The organism is Vibrio sp. 10N.222.55.B11 (assembly GCF_041473705.1).
In the GTDB taxonomy this organism is placed as follows: Bacteria; Pseudomonadota; Gammaproteobacteria; order Enterobacterales; family Vibrionaceae; genus Vibrio; species Vibrio crassostreae_C.
This window is the reverse complement of record NZ_JBFRST010000005.1, coordinates 31,356-49,913: the sequence shown is the minus strand read 5'-3', so window position 1 is coordinate 49,913 and position 18,558 is coordinate 31,356. Positions and strand designations below refer to the sequence as shown.

The window sequence follows — 18,558 nt, the reverse complement described above, 5'->3', positions numbered from 1 at the left end:
AAGGTTTAAGGTTACTTCTAGGGTCATGGCCACTTCTAGTTATACAGTTACTTCTGAGGTTTATTGCGTTCGATTACGCTAATTGCGATTGCCAAAAACAGGATGTCTTTCACTAGGAAGAAGTTAGTGACTAAGATGCCATCCGATACTTTCCAAGCGTTTGGCGTTGTAATCAGGAAGCTGAGTGTCACAACAAAGATAGCCGCTGCAGCAATGCCTGAGTAGAAGGCAACTGTCGGTTTATTAAATCCAACGATCAGTCCAATCGCGACAATGATCTCCGCGCCACCCACCATGTTAGACACAGCTTGGACTGAGAACAGATTGTAAAGCCAGTTCATTGCAGGATGGTTTGCGATTAAAGGCTCGATAAGCATTGCTTCGGTTGGCGTAAACTTGTAAATACCAATCCAAGCTAACACCAACGCTACGCCAATCACGCCTAGGTTATATCCCACATTACTCTGTTTTAAATCATAGGTTTGAACATGCATAAAAGTACTCAATTTAATAAACTCCCTGAATATGACCGCAATAGCTCAGATTAAATTTCGCATTGAGAATAATAATTAATATATTTATCTAAAAACTTAATAGGTAGCGACTTATTGTCTCGATAGGAACTCAAAGGCTAGTGATGTTGAGAACCAAAGCAATGGGTAGGCGATAGTGCTGTTCAAAAGGTAACGCGAGCTTTCTAATTTTTGTTTTCAATATTCATGATTTGGATTAGATTACGCTGATGTTCACCCTAATTATAAGAAGAGTATAACCAGTGAAAATTCATAGAATTAACCCGACCAAACGTTGGTCTGATGTAACTGTTTTTAACGGTATTGCAAGCTTTGTGGAAGTGGCAGAGACGGATACAACAGCAGGAATTAAGAGTCAGGTTCAGCAAATCTTCGAACAAGCCGAAGAAATGATGAGTTTGGTAGACAGCGACAAATCTCGCGTATTGTCAGTGACTATTTATCTCACGGATTTCGCTAACTTTGATGCACTCAATGAAGTTTGGGAAGCGTGGTTCCCTGAAGGCTGCGCGCCAAGCCGTGCATGCGTGAAAGCAGAACTTGCTAATCCTGAGCTACTGGTTGAGATGTCGTTTATGGTTGCTGCGGGTGAAAAGTTTCAATAAGCCGAACTATCGATTGAAATAAGCTTCGTAGATAGAAGTAACGAACAGATAAAACAAAGCCACTCAGGTGAATCACTTGAGTGGCTTTTTAGTGTTCTACGCTACCCGAAACTAAATCGGGTCAGGTATTAAGCGATACCTTGATCTCTTGCCATCTGCTTCGCGATCTTCGGCGCGTGCCATAGACACGGGAGCAAGATAAACGATACCGGAACCGCTGTGATTACAATGAACGACTGTAGAGCGGAGATGCCGCCTGAACCCATTGAGATAAGTGCGATCGCTACCGCACCCATGATGATACCCCAGAAAGTACGTACCGCTGCGTTTGGCTCTGTCGTACCCGTCATTACCACACTGATGGTGTAAGTCATTGAGTCACCTGTTGTCACGATGAACGTGGTCGTCAGGATCAGGAACAGAATTGCAATCAGAGTTGGGAACGGCAGTTGCGCGGTAATTGCTAGAAGAACCGCCGGAAGGTTGAAGCCTTCGAACGCACTAGAAATCACACCTGGGTTCTCTAATTCAAACGCTAGACCACTACCACCAACGATGCTGAACCAGAAACACGTTACAAGCGGTGCAACGATGCTAATAGAAACGATCATTTGGCGAATAGTACGGCCACGTGAGATACGAGCAATGAAGATCGCCATCATTGGGCCATAACCTAAGAACCAACCCCAGAAGAACACAGTCCAGCCACCTAGCCATGCTGTATCTTGGCGGTATAGCGCCATTGGGATGAAGTTATCAACCATTTCGCCCATACCTTGCAGGTAGCCATCAACGATGAAGCTCGTTGGGCCAACAAGAAGGATGTAGCCGATTAGACACACAGACAAGATGATGTTGTAACGGCTTACCAGTTGGATACCTTTGTTCACGCCGCTCAAAGCAGAAAGCGTGTACATTGCGATAGCAAAGATAATAACAACACTTTGAGTTGCAAAGCTGTCTGAAATGCCAAACAGTTCGCTCAGTGCGTAGCTGATTTGTAGGCCAAGGAAGCCGATAGGGCCGATAGTACCTGCGGCTACAGCCACGATGCTGCATGCGTCGACAACGTTACCAACCCAACTGTTAATCGCTTTGTCGCCAAGTACTGGGTAAAGCAGAGTGCGAGGCTTAAGAGGAAGGCCTTTGTCGTAATGCAAGTGCATTAACACGATGGAAGACAAACCACCTAAGATTGCCCATGCAAGGAAACCCCAGTGCATGAAAGATTGTGATAGAGCATTGAACGCCATCGCTTGAGGATCTGCGTTGCCATACAGTGGCGGAGCTGAAACAAAGTGAGCGATAGGCTCTGCGGCTGCCCAGAACACACCACCGCCGGCTAGCAGCGTACATAGGACGATAGACATCCATTTAAAGGTGGTCATTTCAGGTAGGGCAAGCGTTCCTAAGCGAACGTGGCCGGTGCGACCTAGTGCAAGCACTAAACCGATAATGAAGTTGAGAAGTAGTAGGACTTGCCAGAAAGCACCGAACCACTTAGTTGAATAACTAAAGCCGATGTTTACAAGTTCGGACAACACGGAGGTGTTGGTGAAGGCTAGGATGACAAAGAGGGTTAAAAAACTGCCACTAAGCCAAAAGACTGGGTTTCCGAGTTCCAGTTTTTCACCCAAAGATTGAGCTTTATTGAAATCGATAGAAGTAGATTCTGCGTTGATGTTTTCGTTGGCGACTTGCGTCAAGTTGGACATTATTTCTTCGCTATATTTGGCTCTTTCGAGCCTATGTATTTCTCCCACACTTGCATTGGAAATGTGAGGTTCGTCAAAAAAATCCGCGATACTACCACAATTGTTAAGAAAAAGTGGGCAAATTTAGAAAAGAAATCAGTTCTACGGCGAAATCAATCCCTTTTGGTTAGTTTTAAAACGAAATTTCAGAACGAACAAATAAAGCAGATATGAATAGAGTTTTGTAATTAAGGATACGAATTAGGCGATATTTTTTAGCGTACCGAAATAAATTTAATATTAGTTGTTCGTGCAAAATAAGTGTCGACTCATTGCATGCTATAAACAAATTAATGCGAGTCATTTTATAAATATCGAATATTTTAGGTGTTAAATTGGCACTGTTACCTACAGTTGTTTTGCGAAGAGATTTAAGTGATGAGAAATATGACACTTAAATTAAGCATCTTGAAACAATAACTTAAGGGACAGCTAACATGCACCTAAACCAAGGGAGAGTGGCCAAGAAGGTTTTTACACTCAGTACTCTCACCGCGTCATGCTTAATGGCGTTCAACAGCTACGCGGCTGTGGATTGTTCAACGTTAGAAGCGTGGGATTCCGCCACGGTGTACACCGGTGGTGATCAGGTTTCACATGACGGCAGCGCGTACTCAGCGAATTACTGGAATCAAAATAACAACCCGAGCCAATTTGAGGGTGACTATGCACAATGGAAAAAGATTGATGTGTGTAGTGGTGGCGGAGGTGGCGGTACGCCAAATGAAGTACCAACGGCTTCATTAACGGCACCCTCTGCTTCTGACGTGATTACTGAAGGCGATAATGTTGTATTGAGTGCAACAGCACTAGATTCTGATGGCAGTGTGGCTTCGGTTGAGTTCTTTGTTGATGGCGCATCTGTTGCGGTAGTCACAGCGGCACCTTTGGAAGCGACTTGGGCTGCAACGTCGGGTAATCATCAGGTTTCTGTTGTTGCAACGGATAATGAAGGCGCAGCAAGTGTTGCAAGTGCGGTTTCTGTTTCTGTTGATTCAGCACAACCAGGGAATGAAGCACCGACAGTTTCAGTTGCACTTTCAGTGACATCTGTTGATGTTGGTGGTGTAGTCACACTGACAGCAACGGCAGCAGATAGCGATGGCACGGTTGATAAGGTTGATTTCTACGTAGCGGGTGCTCTTGTGGGCACTGCTGCAACGAGCCCTTACACGTTAGATTACACAACAACTCAAGCGGGTTCTTTAGCGGTTTACGCGAAAGCAACAGACGACCAAGGTGCGACTGCAGATTCTGCGTTGGCATCTTTGACCGTGAACGGCGCTCCAACAGTGAGCACATGTCGCCCTGATGGCTTATATCAAACTCAAGGTGTCGATGTTCCTTACTGTACAATTTACGATGATGAAGGCCGTGAGAAAATGGGCGCAGACCATCCCCGTCGTGTCATTGGTTACTTCACAAGTTGGCGTGCAGGGGATGACCCACAAGCTGCTTACCTAGTAAATGATATTCCTTGGGAACAACTCACACACATTAACTACGCTTTCGTGAGCATCGGTTCAGATGGCAAAGTAAACGTCGGTGATGTAAACGATCCAAATAACGCAGCGGTTGGTAAAGAGTGGCCGGGTGTGGAAGTTGATCCGGCATTAGGCTTCAAAGGTCACTTCGGTGCATTAGCGACAGCGAAGAAAAAACACGGCGTGAAAACGTTAATCTCAATCGGTGGTTGGGCTGAAACAGGTGGTCACTTCGCGACTGATGGCAGCCGCGTGGCTGATGGTGGTTTCTACACCATGACGACCAATGCTGATGGTTCTATCAACCATCAAGGTATCGAAACATTCGCGACTTCAGCGGTCGAAATGCTGCGTAAGTACCAGTTCGATGGTCTAGATATCGATTACGAATACCCAACTTCTATGGCTGGCGCAGGTAACCCATACGACAAAGACTTCATGGAGCCGCGTCGTCAATACCTGTGGGCGTCGTACCAAGTGTTGATGAAAGTGCTACGTGAGAAGCTCGATGCGGCGTCTGCGCAAGATGGCAATCACTACATGTTAACGATCGCAGCGCCTTCTTCTGGTTACCTATTACGCGGTATGGAAACATTCGATGTAACCAAGTACCTCGATTACGTAAACATCATGTCTTACGACCTTCACGGTGCGTGGAACGATCACGTAGGTCATAACGCAGCCTTGTTTGATACGGGTAAAGATTCAGAGCTAGCGCAGTGGAACGTATACGACACGGCGGCTTACGGTGGTATTGGTTATCTGAACACGGATTGGGCTTACCATTACTTCCGTGGTTCTATGCCAGCAGGCCGTATTAACATCGGTGTGCCTTACTACACTCGTGGTTGGCAAGGCGTAACGGGTGGTGAGAATGGTCTTTGGGGCCGAGCAGCACTGCCAAACCAATCTGAATGTTCAGCGGGTACGGGTGAAGGCGAGAAAAACAACTGTGGCCATGGCGCTATTGGTATCGACAACATGTGGCACGATACCGATCCAAAAGGTAACGAAATGGGCGCGGGTTCTAACCCTATGTGGCACGCGAAGAACCTAGAGAAGGGTATTTGGGGCTCTTACGCTGAAGCTTACAAGCTTGATCCTGTGAATGATCCTTCAGATGTTCTAACGGGCACTTACACGAGAAACTACGACAGTGTGGCGGTTGCCCCTTGGTTGTGGAACGCAGAGAAGGGCGTATTCCTTTCAACAGAAGATAAACAGTCTATCGACGTGAAAGCGGACTACGTTATCGACAAAGAGATCGGCGGCATTATGTTCTGGGAACTAGCAGGGGATTATAACTGTTATGTTCTCGATGCGAATGGCAACCGAAGCTCTATCGATACGACTGAGCAAGCGTGTAACAGCGGTAACGGTGAGTTCCACATGGGTAACACCATGACGAAAGCTATCTACGATAAGTTTAAGTCTGCAACACCATATGGAAACAAAGTAGCGACGGGTGCTATTCCAACAGAAGCGCTAGATATCGCGGTATCGGTTGGTGGCTTCAAAGTCGGTGACCAAAACTACCCAATCAACCCTAAGATCACGTTCACGAACAACACAGGGCAAGCTCTTCCGGGTGGAACTGAGTTCCAATTCGATATCCCAGTATCTGCACCTGATAACGCGAAAGATCAATCGGGTGGTGGTTTGACCGTGATTGCTTCAGGTCATACTCGCGCGGATAACATCGGTGGACTAGATGGAACCATGCACCGAGTGGCGTTTACGTTGCCGACATGGGAAGAGCTTCCTGCTGGCGGTGTGTATGAGTTAGACATGGTGTATTACTTGCCAATTTCTGGCCCTGCTAACTACGCGGTGAATGTCGGTGGCGTTGATTACGCGTTTAGCTTCGAGCAGCCAGATCTACCATTAGGTGATATCAGTTCAGGTGGCGGTAACCCTGGCGATGGTGGCACCAATCCAGGTACATGTGATACGGCAGGTTTAGCGGTTTACCCAGACTTACCTCAGAAAGATTGGGCAGGTAACCCAAGCCATGCAAACACAGGAGACCAAGTGGTTCACAACGGTAGTGTTTACCAAGCAAACTGGTGGACAAGTTCTGAACCGGGTAGCGATGGTAGCTGGACTCAAGTTTGTTCTTAATTTAATGCTAAGCAAACTATTTATAGACAATAGAGTGTAGTAATAGGTAATAAACACAAATGCTTTTAAGTCTATTTATCAGGAATTAGTATCAATTAAGTAATCAATCTAGACGTAAAATCAAAAAGCCGAACTGAATCCAGTTCGGCGTTTTTGCTATAAGTCACAGATTGCGTATAGAAACCTCTCAGAATATCGACACTCGTTCAGTAAAAAAGATAAGTATGATATAAAACAGTCTGCCTATAACAAAAAATAGCGTTACCTAAAATTAGAAAGCTATGGGGTAATCTTGAAAGTCAGACGTAAATACATTCTTAGTTTCTCAATTGTGCTGGCCGTAGTTTCTCTGATCCTCTCTGCCTTTCAATTTAATCGAACTGAAAGGTCATTGTTGGAATCTAACCAACTGTTTTTTCGTACGATTGTGAACGCGAGTTACGATATTGTCGACACCACAGTTAATGAGGCGATAAAGACATATCTTAAAGGAATTACGGATACCGTTGCGTCTCATGTATGGCATACCACGCCAGAACAAGAAGTTGAACAGGTAAGCCAAATTGCCCGTGAATTGCATATTGGACAATCGGGTTATATCTATTTGATGTCACCCCAAGGCGTCCATCTCTACCATCCATTCTTGCAAGGTCAGAAGCGTGGGCATCTTACTCATATCCAAAAACAGCTCACTATTGACTCTGGCATGATCGAGTACTTTCACGCTAACCCTCATGAGATAAGCCGCAGAGCCAAAGTCGCTTATTCGATGAGGCTACCGAGTGGTAATACTTTGGTTGCGACGACCTATAAAGAAGAATTGATGTATTTGGTCGATCTTGAAGGTTTAAAAGATAAACTTAGAAAGTATGCGTTTGGTGATAGCGGATATGTGTACATTGTCGATCTGCAGGGTAACTTAGTACTTCATCCAGATTATGAGCACAAATCATTGAAATCCTTAATAGGCTACTCGTCTGAACTGCTTATTGATCGAATCGCCACCAAACCAGAAGGTCAATTCAGTTACTCGATTTCCAGTGATAGTGGCACGACCAACAAAAAAATCTTCTATAAGTTTTACCCTTATCTTAATTGGGTCATTTCTGCAGGTATCTTAGAGCAAGAGCTTAATCGAAATCATAGCCTATTGTTTATTAGCTTGATGGCTTTGGTTGTAAGTTTGTTGAGCATTATTGTCGTGTTGGTGCTTTACCTGCGGCATCGTCATCTTAGAATCTTGGATGTGGCAAGCCTCGATTACTTTACTGGGCTTCCTAGTCGACGGAGTTTTATCGAACAGCTAAAACTGAAAATTACTCAAAGGTCGCCTTATCCGCTAACAAATGTCGGTGTCATTTTGCTGGATATTGACCATTTCAAGCGGGTGAACGATCAATATGGTCATGCTCAAGGCGATAGGGTTATCTGTGAGGTCGCAAAATCACTGAAGAGATTTGTTAACCGTCGTCGTTTGATTGCACGCTATGGCGGTGAAGAGTTTATTTTGGTGACGTTTGATTGTGATGAACATGAGTTATTCGAATTATCAGAGGCGTTACGGTTATGTGTTGAGCAACTTCAAGGCTTAGTGTCGCCAGTAACAATCAGCGCTGGTTGTTGCCATGCTCAAGCACTGACTGACATTGAAACCGCTATCGATAAAGCCGACAAAGCGCTTTATCAAGCAAAAGAGAGTGGACGTAACAACACTCAAGCGTATCGAGAGAACGAATATCACGTTGCTTACATGTGATCGGTTGAAAGCCTCATTGAATTGAAAAGTTTTGTTCACACAAATCGAGCTCTTGAGAACGACAAACACAAAAAAGCCCAAATAGATCGCTCTATTTGGGCTTTTTCAGAATTATTTGAAAGGCTAATCGTTAATTTAAGCTTTCGCTGCTTTCATCGCTTCCGTTTTTTTTTCCTTTTGCATTTTTGCAAGGAAGTAGATGTTTACACAAGCGATAAAGCCGTTGGTGGCTGCAACTGGCCATGCGTCAATCATGATGCCGTATGCTGTGAAGAGTGCACAGCCAATAAAGTTAAGGACACGCAGACGAACGATATCTTTCATTGTTAATGAAATTGCGACCATAATAGACGCAGCGTAACCTAAAATTTCAACCATATTGAATTCCATTGTTTGACCCTCTTAAATTTGCCGATACTTTGTCGGTACCAATTCTTCTCTTCATGAGATGATTGAGGAAGCTCCGTGCCTCGAATGGTCTGGTTTTGTTTAACGGGGAGAACTATACCAACTCTGTTTTTGTGATTAAACCCCCAAAACAGACAGAGGTGAAGGTTAGCGATTACGCAAACGTTTAATGACCTTTCTATTAACATAATTACTATTTATGTTGGAGGTTGAATTGATAGTTATTCTTATATAGGTAAGGAAGCCTCGAATGATAAAACGATCCATTTGTGCAACAAAAAGCATAAAAAAAGCAGCACTATTGGCTTTGATGGCTTTGATGGCTTTGATGGCTATTGGGCTGACCGCATGCTCTACGCAAGAAATACCACCCACACACAATTATGGTGTGGTCACTAGCGGTGACTTTGGTTTCATGAAACACGGCGTGATGACGTACTCCTGGCACCCTGAGTCAGAAAAGGTTTACCTTTCTCAAAAATACGATGAAACCGTGGTAACCGATTTAGTGCGTGATTCGATTCAAGAACAGCTCTCAAGTAAAGGTTATCAGTTAAAGCAGGATGGTGTCGGTGATGTTGTTGTAGGCTTTGGATTAGCGGAAGAATCGGAACTGAACGATGAGTCTATCTTCGATGCGATTAAGCTATCTACTGGTGTGCCATTTTACGATGGTGAAGGTAAAGTCGCGGAGAAAGGGTCGTTGTACATTGCGTTTTTCGTACCTAACTCAGAGGTCGTACAATGGCAAGCATTAGCACAGTCTGGCATCCAACCTGATTTAGAGCCAAGCGAGAGCAAACTGCGTATTACTGGCTTTGTTGAAATGTTATTTAGACGCATGCCTGAGCGATAGCATTAGGCGTTGAATGCATTCGTGGAGTAAATATTAGTTGTGGAAAATATGGTCAGATCGCAGATTATACTTTTTTATTTGTAACGAATGGTACAAATACGTAAAGCAACGTAAAGTTCGCGCTTCTTTTGCTAGCATTTGTCTATACTGCTCAAAACGTTAACTTAGGTTTGATTCAATGAAACTGTTTTCCAAATACTCTCTCCCTCTATTAAGTATATTCATTGTAAGTAACGCCGCGATGGTAAGTAATGCAGCTATCGCAGCACCTTCTATAGTACCAAGCCCACCTAGCCTAGGCGCAAAAGGGTATGTGTTAATTGATTTTAATTCTGGTGATGTGCTGGTAGAAAAAAACGCACATACGAAGTTAAACCCAGCAAGCTTGACCAAACTGATGACCAGCTATGTGGCAGGTCAAGAGATGAAGCGAGGCAACATCTCTGCTGATGATCAGGTACGAATCAGTGAGAACGCGTGGGCGAAGAACTTCCCAGACTCTTCAAAAATGTTCATCGAAGTAAACACCGATGTAGCGATGATGGATCTTTATCGTGGCTTGATTATTCAATCCGGTAATGATGCTAGCGTTGCGATTGCAGAGCATGTTGCAGGCTCACAAGATGCATTCGTTGACCTGATGAACTCTTGGGCTACCTCTCTGAAGCTAGAAAACACCCATTTTGCCAATGCACATGGTTTGGATGCAGACGACCTCTATTCGACTCCTTACGATATCGCGTTACTCGGTCGTGCCATTATTCGTGATTTACCGGATGTGTATGGCTTATACAGCGAACGCTCTTTCAGTTACAACGGCATCACTCAACATAACCGTAATGGCTTGTTGCGTGATAGAAGCTTAACCGTTGATGGCATGAAAACGGGCTACACCTCTGGTGCTGGCTACAGTTTGGCGAGTTCAGCGACACAAGGTGAGATGAGACTTATCGCGGTTGTGATGGGCACATCAAGCGTTAAGAGCCGTGAATCAGACAGCAAACAGCTGTTGAGCTACGGTTTCCGTTTCTTCGATACACTAAACCCGCATAAAGGCGGCGATCAAGTGGCTGAAGAGAAGGTATGGTTTGGTGAGCAAGACACATTGAAATTAGGTGTGGCAGAAGACACGTTCATTACGTTGCCTAAGTCAGACAGTAAAAAGCTGACTGCATCTATCGAGCTTAACTCTGAACTGAAAGCGCCAATTGCAGAAGGTCAAACTCTAGGTGTGGTTCATTACACCGTTGATGGCGAAGATGTTCAAACTCAGCCTTTGATCGCGCTTGAAGCGGTTGAACAGGGCGGTTTGTTCAAACGTTTAATAGACTACGTTAAGCTGTTCTTCGCGAGCCTGTTCTAAATAGAGCCTGTGGCGATAAGCCGCGCTGAAAAGTCGAAATATTATGGGTGTTGTGAGTGAATCACAGCGCCCTTTGTTATTTCTACATCAATGAAAACGCCGCGCCGCACTATCTTTATTAGCCGTAGCGGGCGGTTTCGATTACTATACGCAAAATTTAGCAGTGTAGTCACTTATGACGATAGATATAAAGAACGTAACCGAACCCGAAGTAACCTGTGCAAATTGTCAGGCATGCTGTTGTCGTTTAGAGGTTATGATCATCACAGATACGGGCGTACCTGAAGAGCACATCGCTTATGATGAATGGGGCGGTGAAACCATGAAGCGCTTAGACGACGGCTGGTGTTCTGCGGTAGATAGAGAAACACTGATGTGTACTATCTACGAAAACCGACCATGGATCTGTCGCGAGTTCGAAATGGGCTCTTTCGAATGTGTTGACCAGCGCAAAGATGTGATGGGCTAGGCGTCTGCAGTATTGAACTCAGTAACTAAAGTACGCTAATGAACTGTGATAATCACATTAAAATTAAATATCAGGGTTCTATACCTTAAGCAGTTGTAGAACCTTGATGCGTTTTATGAGATCAAATATTGAGTGAGATAAGAGTCTTAGCTCGATAAGTTAGAGTTTAGAACTCGGAAGGCACTTCAAACTCCATCCATTCACCGGTTGTCGGGTGAATCAACTTTAAGTAGCCAGCGTGCAGGTGTAAGCGCTCGCGTTTGTATCCGTATAAGTCGTCACCACGAATAGGTACACCAAGCCCTAATGGATGAGCACAGTGCACTCGCAGCTGGTGGGTTCGCCCTGTTTTAGGGTACAAGTGAACCTTGGTTTTGCCATTGTGAGTGCTAACCACTTGCCAATGGGTCTCTGTATTTCGGCCGTGTTGGTGACAAACCAGTTGTCTTGGTCTGTCCGTGATGTCGCCGCGCAAAGGAAGGCTGATATTGCCAGATTCGCCCGTTATCTCGCCATCTAACAAAGCGGTGTAGCGTTTCTCTACGGTTCTATTAATGAACTGCTTCTGAATATGCTTGTTTGATTCCGCCGTGAGCGCCAAGATCAACAAACCTGACGTCGACATATCCAACCTATGGATAATCAAAGGACCAGTCGCATCCGGGTAACGCGCTTTTATGCGGGTATAAACTGAATCTTCGATGAACTTACCGGGAACCGACAAGAACTCTTCAGGCTTATTGACGACTACGATTTCATCGTCTTCATAAACAATATTAAAAGACTTACCAACCGCAGGGTTCACGATAAGCGGGTTATCTTCTAGCTCTATGCCACTTAACTGGTGTTCGAGGATCTCAAAGCTTTTACTCTGACAAACAGGGTAGAGGTTTGCGTGTTGTCGAATGATGTCTGTAGGCGGTAATCCCCACCAAAACTCAGATAATGCTAACGGCTTGAACCCGTGTTCAAACGCAAAGTTAAGCAACTTAGGTAGGCAGCAGTCACCAGAGCCTTCAAGCGCGTCTTTACCATCGAGCAACTCGAGTAAATTCTTAGATTGCTTGGCTTGATTGATAAAGCGATAGTGAGAGAGGCGTTGAGTTTCCAACTGTTGTGAAACTGCTTGGTGATCTTGCTTACGGTTTTTCAGTTCGCTTTCAATCAAATCAATTTGTGATTGGCGCTCTGCGATCTTCTGTTTCCACTCAATACGAAGTGCTTTTAGGTCACGTTTCTCTTGGCTACTTTGATTGCCCAGTTGTTTGAGCAAATTCGCCGCTGACTCTAGATTCCCTAATGCTTTTTCTTGATTGGCTTGTTCTCTGAGTTCGTTACGCTGAGCTTTGTTTGCGGCCATTGCTAACTGAAAGGCTTCGATAGCTTTTGCTGATTCGATTTTTAACCCTTCAAGCTCGGCCAATAATGTGTCTAGATTGTGCGACTGTTGCAGCTTTTCAATGTCGTCCGAGAGCTGCAATTGTCGAGCAAGGTTCGCACTGTTTTGAGATTGAAACTGTTTTGAATCGAAGGCTGGTGGAACAAAGTGAATGTTGTTTAACTGAGAGACCAAAGCCGGATCTAACTGCAAGCCTGAAAACGCAGAAAGGTAACCTAACCCTTGTGTGGTTGGATTCTGAACAAGAAGCACAGCGTAGAGATTACCTTGCGAGGTTTCATTCACACCACAGTCGACAAGTGATTGCTGAAGCTGCAGCATAGCGAATTCACACACAGGGTGCGGGGTATAGTAATACGGAAACGTAAAACGAGTCGGTAGCGCTAAATCGACATTCGTGTTTGCTAGGTGCAGAGGTGTGTATTGAGCGAGGTTTGTTGGCATTAAGATCAAACTCTATGGCTGTTCAGTTAGAGTTCGGTATTGTTGTCGAAATGAAGACAAATGAGAAGCCAAAGCAGAAGATAAATCGGCTTTGGCTTCATTTAGTTTCTTGTGTTTACTCTAGCAAGCACGTGTTTGAGTGAAACTCGATCAGTTCGAGTGTTCTAGCTCTACTTGCTCAGCTTTTTGGTAAGCAGGGTGGCTCTTTAAAAGTTCACCGTATTTAGCGATGTTAGGGTAAAGCGCAGTTGCACCAAAGTTACCAACGATTTCTACGATGAACGACATCATAAAATCTGCACCTGTTAGTGTGTCTGCAACCAAGTAGGTTTTACCTTCAAGTGCATTATTCACGTAAGTTAAGATCTTTTGGTTTTCATCGTCTGCATAACCGCCTAGGAAGTTAGTTTCACAGCCGTCCTTCATTACAAAGATCTTAAGCAGCATTGGCAAAATACCTGAACTCTCAGCGAAGTGAAGCCATTGCGAATACTCAACGTAGTTTGCGGTGCCGCGTGTAGGTGCGAACTTACCCTGACCGTATTTGTCGATTAGGTATTCCGTGATAGCACCAGATTCAGTGATCACGACGCCATCGTCTTCAATGACAGGAGATTTACCCAATGGGTGAATGGATTTGAGTTCTGGTGGTGCAAGAAAAGTGACACTGTCTCGTTGGTAGGGTTTGATTTGGTAATCTACCCCAAGCTCTTCCAATAGCCAGATGATGCGCTTTGAGCGCGACTTATTCAGGTGATGCAAAGTAATCATGATTCTACCTAGTTAACGGGTTCAGTTTATTGAATTTATTTAGCTTCGTTCGTTTTGATAACAAGCTTACCGAAGTTCTGACCTTCCAATAGGCCCATGAATGCTTGTGGCGCATTTTCTAGACCTTCAACCAGGTGCTCACGATAGTGCATCTTGCCTTGAGACAACCATTCTGTCATTTGAACAGCAAACTCGTTGTAACGGTGCGCGTAGTCATCAAAGATGATGAAACCTTGCATCTTAATTCGTTTAACCAGCAACATACCCATCAAGCTAGACATGCGATCTGGGCCTTCAGGCAGTGAAGTCGCATTGTATTGAGAAATAAGACCACACACAGGAATACGAGCACCTGTGTTAAGTAGAGGCATTACTGCATCGAATACTTTGCCCCCAACGTTTTCAAAGTAAACATCGATGCCGTTGTCACACGCTTTAGCCAGTTGCTCTGCGAAGTCGTCAGCTTTGTGGTCAATACATTCATCAAAGCCAAGAACCTCTTTCGCGTATTGGCACTTCTCTTGACCGCCTGCAACGCCGATAACACGACAACCTTTTAGTTTGCCGATTTGTCCAACGGTTGCGCCTACAGCACCTGTTGCTGCTGCAACGACTAGCGTGTCGCCTTCTTTAGGTTGGCCGATATCAAGCAAGCCCATGTAAGCAGTAAAACCAGGCATACCCATGATGCCAAGCGCGTAAGAAGGGTGCGTTGGTTCTTTACCTAGTTTGATAAGGCCTTCACCGTTAGACACACCAAGATCTTGCCAACCTGTGTAAGCCAGTACCCACTCGCCAATTTCGTAATCAGCGTGGTTTGATTCTTCAACCTGACATACGGTTGCGCCTACCATCACTTCATCAATCGCAACGGGATCTGCGTAGGATTTAGCATCGCTCATACGACCACGCATGTATGGGTCTAGAGAAAGGTAAACTGAGCGAAGTAACATCTCGCCGTCTTTGATGCTTGGCGCAGCTATTGTCTCTAAACGGAAGTTGTCTTGAGTCGGTGCGCCAACTGGGCGAGAAGCCAATACGATTCGGCGATTGTCTTGTTGAGTCATTGGATGTCCTTAATTGTGTATTTTATACATTTAGAATTAGACCAGTCGTCTAGTCTTGTTGTCTAAAAATCCCGCCGTCATCAAATTGATAAGAGGGCGGGTGATTTTTTTAAGTTAAAGCCAATAAAGCGCGCTGCGCGTTATTAGCTTTCACCTTTTAAAATTCGTTCGGTAAGGCTCAAAGCTGACTGTAAGCTATGTGAGCTTTGGCTCAGCTTGCTCAATAAGCTGGCGCCTAACCACATTGAGTATAGGTTCTGAGCTGCTTCTTGGCTCTCTTCAACCTTTATGGAGCCATCTTCAATACCGCCGACAATGCACTGTTCGATGGTATTCGTCACTTTTTCTGCACCCTTTAATAGCGCTTGGCGCATAGGATCAGAAAGATCAGAAACTTCCGCGCTGAGTTTAACGACCAAGCATTTATGAGCATTGCAGGTGCCGTTTTCAATCTGTGACCATCGAGTGAAATAACTGACAATTCTCTGGTAATGGTTGCCTTCACCATGAACCAAAATAGTTTCAACTCTGCTGATGTAGGTCTCAAAATAGTGCTGGATCAGAGCCTCGCCAAATTGCTCTTTCGATTTAAAGTAGTGGTAAAACGACCCTTTCGGCACGTCCGCTTCTTTAAGCAATTGCGATAAGCCAACGCCGTTAAAGCCGTTGTTCACTATTAATTGGTAGCCAACATCTAAAACATGCAGGCGTGTGTCATTCGTTTTTTCGTTCATGGGCGGTACTATAAGTTAAATTAGACCAGTCGTCTAGTGGTCGGTTTTCGAGGGTATATTTGGTCGTTGTTACAGTAGCTAAATAGCTCAATATCTAAAGAGGCTTCAAATGTTCAGATATAAAAAAGCCCCGACATAGCGCGTATGTTGGGGCTTAAATCAATCACTTCGATTATTTGATAGAGATGAGTTCTACATCAAAAATCAGAGTCGATGATGGTGGGATAGGGCCTGAACCGCCTTTACCGTAAGCTAGAGTGCTTGGAATAAATAGACGAACTTTTTGGCCTTCAACCATGTAAGTCAAACCTTCTTGCCAGCCTTTAATTACTTGCTTAAGAGCAAATGAGATTGGCTCGCCGCGCTCAACAGAGCTGTCGAAAACAGTGCCGTCGATTAGCGTACCGTGGTAGTGAACCGTTACTTTGCTGTTCTTAGTTGGGTGCTCTGTGCCTGTACCTTCTTCAAGAACAAGGTATTGAAGACCGCTTTCAGTCGTAATCACGCCTTCTTTAGTGCCGTTTTCAATTAGAAATTGTTGGCCTTGTTCGAAGTTTTCTCCGCCAGACTTATGATTCGTCCAAGTACGGTAAATCATGAAACCCGCCAAAAGAAAGACAATGACCGGGATGACAAATTTAGACATAGTAAAACCTATTTATATTGAGTGCTGAATTTCGTAGTTAATACAAAATGTGTTAATCAGTTGACTAAAGCCGTGATTATGGTTGAGTCAAAAGGTAGTTGATCGTTTTTGCAATGCCAGCAACGTCTTGGTGACCTGCTGTTAGTACTTGGTATTTACCGTTGATGATAAAGGTTGGTACTGAGTTGATCTGACCTTTTACTGAGATCTCTTCTGCTTGCTTAACGTAGTCGAAAAGAGCGACTTGCTGTTCTTTATTCAGCTGGTATGGGCTAACCAAACCACGAGAAGTAAACGCTGTCTCTAGTGCTTGTTGACGCTGCTCAGGTGTTGCATCTGCACCCATTTGAACGGCACCAAATAGGTCGTCCATGAATGCGTGGTCAGGCGTCGCATCAAGCTGCATCACTGCTGTGTAGTAGATCATTGCGCTGATTTGAGCGCTTTCGTTGAACGTCACGTGCATCTTGCCAATAGTTTGGTCTGTTAGAGATTCAATCTCTGGAATGGCACTTTCCATTTGACGGCAGTGACCACAGTTAAGAGAGAAGATTTCAGTGATCGGAGACAAGTTAAATTCTGTTAGAGCAGTAGGAAGCGCTTCGTATTGAACGCCTTTTTGTGGCTCGTCTGTTTCACTACAACCCGCGATAATGAGTACGGCAGCGAGTGCTGTGATGAATTTAGTAAATGGTTTAAACATAATGTTTGCTCTAGCGTTGAGAAGTCGTGAGATTCTAACTATTTAGTACGAATTGGAAAACAATTATAAGGTAAATAAATGCAAACAGTTCGAACTAGCGGCTGAAGACAAGCTAGTAGACGGTTAACTGTGATCAACAGCACTTTTTTGGGTTCTGCTTTCTTTTCGTCTAAAGTTTTTCCCTCGGTGCCGATATAGACATTAGTGAATGGTTTATCTGCATGAGTGGTTGGTGAAGTAATGAGATATTTAGCGATAATGTTAAGCATAGCTTTGGCTGGGTGTGAAGCCACGTCACCAACTGACTTACTTGGCGGTGACATGCTAGAGACTGCACCACAAACCGATTACGACTTGATGCATCCTGAATGGGGTGTGGTTCAAACGACTCATGTAGCAAGCAATCGTGGGTACTCTATCCAGAGTAGCACTCATCAACACAGAACCATCACGACCAACTACGGACGTGGCGTTTCGACTAACGACCCACTGGAAGTCTTTTTAAGACAAAACCGCATCGATTTTGAAGTGTTGCCGGGTAACCATGTGATGGTAAAGCTTGAGCAGCACGTGAACTTTAAAACAGGTTCAGCATTCCCTGAGCCAGCGTATAATCAATGGCTAGATACGCTAGGCAGCTACCTTGCTCAACGCCAAGATATTGATGTGGTGATTGAAGGGCACACCGATAACACGGGCACAGATCGAATCAATGATCCGCTTTCAGAGCAGCGAGCAAAAGAAGTGAAGGCTCGATTAGAGAGTAACTACGTATCAAGTCGTTCCATCTATACTCGTGGCTTCGGTGAGTATGTTCCAGCTTGTACGAACGCTTCTGCGCAAGGCAAGGCGTGTAACCGCCGTGTTGAATTGATGCTGATTGTCACGAAGTAGTCGTTTGAACTTTCGCGCCCAATTTGAAGCGATTAACGCCAAATAACAGACATAAAAAATCCCTCACATTCGAGGGATTTTTTGTATCTGACTTTTGTTGCTTTATTGCTTATGCAAACTGCTTTTCTAAGTAAGTCACGATATCTGAAGATTCGTACATCCACTCAGTTTTGCCGTCTTTTTCGATACGTAGACAAGGCACTTTCACACGACCGCCGCCAGCTTCAAGCTCAGCACGGTGTTGCTCGTTGTTTTTTGCATCACGAAGTTCAAATTGAACCGACTGACGTTTCATCGCGCGGCGCACTTTCACACAAAATGGGCACGCTTCGAATTGGTATAATGTGTGCGTTTTTGCTTGCTCATTCACTTTGCTTTGTTCTTCTTGAGAACGCTTCACACCACGTGGGCTGAAAACAAAATTCAATAACAAGATGACACGACCTAAGAACCAACGGATAAACTTCATAACTCTCTCTACATATTTAAAATTAGCGTTACAATTTGCAGCATTATATACACAAGTTTTGTCAGATGCTCGCAACAAACCG

At 44.5% G+C, this 18,558-nt stretch carries 17 protein-coding genes; 7 read left to right on the top strand and 10 right to left on the bottom strand.

Going from position 1 to position 18,558, the window contains the following annotated elements; genetic code table 11:
- Positions 1–47 precede the first annotated feature (47 nt).
- Positions 48–494 (bottom strand): DUF417 family protein, encoded by a 447-nt coding sequence (locus tag AB4503_RS03505; RefSeq protein ID WP_372113702.1) that lies wholly within the window; start codon positions 492–494, stop codon positions 48–50.
- Positions 495–775: 281 nt separating this feature from the next.
- On the opposite strand from AB4503_RS03505, the gene AB4503_RS03500 reads away from it, so the two are divergent.
- Positions 776–1,138 carry a RidA family protein gene (locus tag AB4503_RS03500; protein ID WP_017062654.1) on the top strand — a complete coding sequence of 121 codons (363 nt, stop codon included), beginning with the start codon at positions 776–778 and terminating at the stop codon, positions 1,136–1,138.
- Positions 1,139–1,266: 128 nt separating this feature from the next.
- Here the strand turns inward: AB4503_RS03500 and AB4503_RS03495 are convergent, their stop codons facing one another.
- Entirely contained in the window at positions 1,267–2,853 is a 1,587-nt protein-coding gene (locus AB4503_RS03495) for a BCCT family transporter (protein WP_017072212.1), read from the bottom strand.
- A 476-nt stretch (positions 2,854–3,329) separates the two neighbouring features.
- Between AB4503_RS03495 and AB4503_RS03490 the strand changes: the two genes are divergently transcribed.
- Both AB4503_RS03490 and AB4503_RS03485 read left to right on the top strand, forming a co-directional pair.
- On the top strand, positions 3,330–6,497 hold the full coding sequence (locus AB4503_RS03490; RefSeq protein WP_372113647.1) for a chitinase C-terminal domain-containing protein: 3,168 nt from the start codon (positions 3,330–3,332) through the stop codon (positions 6,495–6,497).
- A gap of 292 nt (positions 6,498–6,789) precedes the next feature.
- Positions 6,790–8,253 carry a diguanylate cyclase domain-containing protein gene (locus AB4503_RS03485; RefSeq protein WP_372113645.1) on the top strand — a complete coding sequence of 488 codons (1,464 nt, stop codon included), beginning with the start codon at positions 6,790–6,792 and terminating at the stop codon, positions 8,251–8,253.
- A 135-nt stretch (positions 8,254–8,388) separates the two neighbouring features.
- On the opposite strand, the gene AB4503_RS03480 is transcribed toward AB4503_RS03485, so the two are convergent.
- Entirely contained in the window at positions 8,389–8,643 is a 255-nt protein-coding gene (locus AB4503_RS03480) for a YgjV family protein (protein WP_017068159.1), read from the bottom strand.
- A gap of 268 nt (positions 8,644–8,911) precedes the next feature.
- Between AB4503_RS03480 and AB4503_RS03475 the strand changes: the two genes are divergently transcribed.
- From AB4503_RS03475 to AB4503_RS03465, 3 genes are all read left to right on the top strand, one after another.
- Positions 8,912–9,517, top strand: coding sequence for a DUF4136 domain-containing protein (locus AB4503_RS03475; protein WP_372113643.1), 606 nt, complete (start codon positions 8,912–8,914; stop codon positions 9,515–9,517).
- A 178-nt stretch (positions 9,518–9,695) separates the two neighbouring features.
- Positions 9,696–10,880: a serine hydrolase gene (locus tag AB4503_RS03470; protein WP_372113642.1), complete on the top strand. Its 1,185-nt coding sequence runs from the start codon at positions 9,696–9,698 to the stop codon at positions 10,878–10,880.
- 175 nt (positions 10,881–11,055) lie between these two features.
- Positions 11,056–11,349 carry a YkgJ family cysteine cluster protein gene (locus AB4503_RS03465; protein WP_080582263.1) on the top strand — a complete coding sequence of 98 codons (294 nt, stop codon included), beginning with the start codon at positions 11,056–11,058 and terminating at the stop codon, positions 11,347–11,349.
- 166 nt (positions 11,350–11,515) lie between these two features.
- Here AB4503_RS03465 and AB4503_RS03460 read toward each other — a convergent pair whose 3' ends face one another.
- The 6 genes from AB4503_RS03460 to AB4503_RS03435 form a co-directional block, all read right to left on the bottom strand.
- Positions 11,516–13,192, bottom strand: coding sequence for an RluA family pseudouridine synthase (locus tag AB4503_RS03460; RefSeq protein WP_102320759.1), 1,677 nt, complete (start codon positions 13,190–13,192; stop codon positions 11,516–11,518).
- Between the two features lie 150 nt (positions 13,193–13,342).
- Complete coding sequence (locus AB4503_RS03455) at positions 13,343–13,963, bottom strand: glutathione S-transferase family protein (RefSeq protein WP_017064479.1); 621 nt, start codon at positions 13,961–13,963, stop codon at positions 13,343–13,345.
- A 35-nt stretch (positions 13,964–13,998) separates the two neighbouring features.
- Positions 13,999–15,030: an NADP-dependent oxidoreductase gene (locus tag AB4503_RS03450; RefSeq protein ID WP_017064480.1), complete on the bottom strand. Its 1,032-nt coding sequence runs from the start codon at positions 15,028–15,030 to the stop codon at positions 13,999–14,001.
- Between the two features lie 143 nt (positions 15,031–15,173).
- Positions 15,174–15,764, bottom strand: coding sequence for a TetR/AcrR family transcriptional regulator (locus tag AB4503_RS03445; RefSeq protein WP_017062643.1), 591 nt, complete (start codon positions 15,762–15,764; stop codon positions 15,174–15,176).
- Between the two features lie 172 nt (positions 15,765–15,936).
- The gene (locus tag AB4503_RS03440) at positions 15,937–16,410 is read right to left on the bottom strand and encodes an FKBP-type peptidyl-prolyl cis-trans isomerase (protein WP_017062642.1); all 474 of its coding nucleotides are present in this window, start codon (positions 16,408–16,410) and stop codon (positions 15,937–15,939) included.
- A gap of 76 nt (positions 16,411–16,486) precedes the next feature.
- Positions 16,487–17,113 (bottom strand): thioredoxin domain-containing protein, encoded by a 627-nt coding sequence (locus tag AB4503_RS03435; protein ID WP_017062641.1) that lies wholly within the window; start codon positions 17,111–17,113, stop codon positions 16,487–16,489.
- Positions 17,114–17,371: 258 nt separating this feature from the next.
- On the opposite strand from AB4503_RS03435, the gene AB4503_RS03430 reads away from it, so the two are divergent.
- Positions 17,372–18,007 (top strand): OmpA family protein, encoded by a 636-nt coding sequence (locus AB4503_RS03430; RefSeq protein ID WP_029235219.1) that lies wholly within the window; start codon positions 17,372–17,374, stop codon positions 18,005–18,007.
- 109 nt (positions 18,008–18,116) lie between these two features.
- Here AB4503_RS03430 and AB4503_RS03425 read toward each other — a convergent pair whose 3' ends face one another.
- Positions 18,117–18,476 (bottom strand): glutaredoxin, encoded by a 360-nt coding sequence (locus AB4503_RS03425; RefSeq protein WP_017062638.1) that lies wholly within the window; start codon positions 18,474–18,476, stop codon positions 18,117–18,119.
- Between the last annotated feature and the right edge of the window lie 82 nt (positions 18,477–18,558).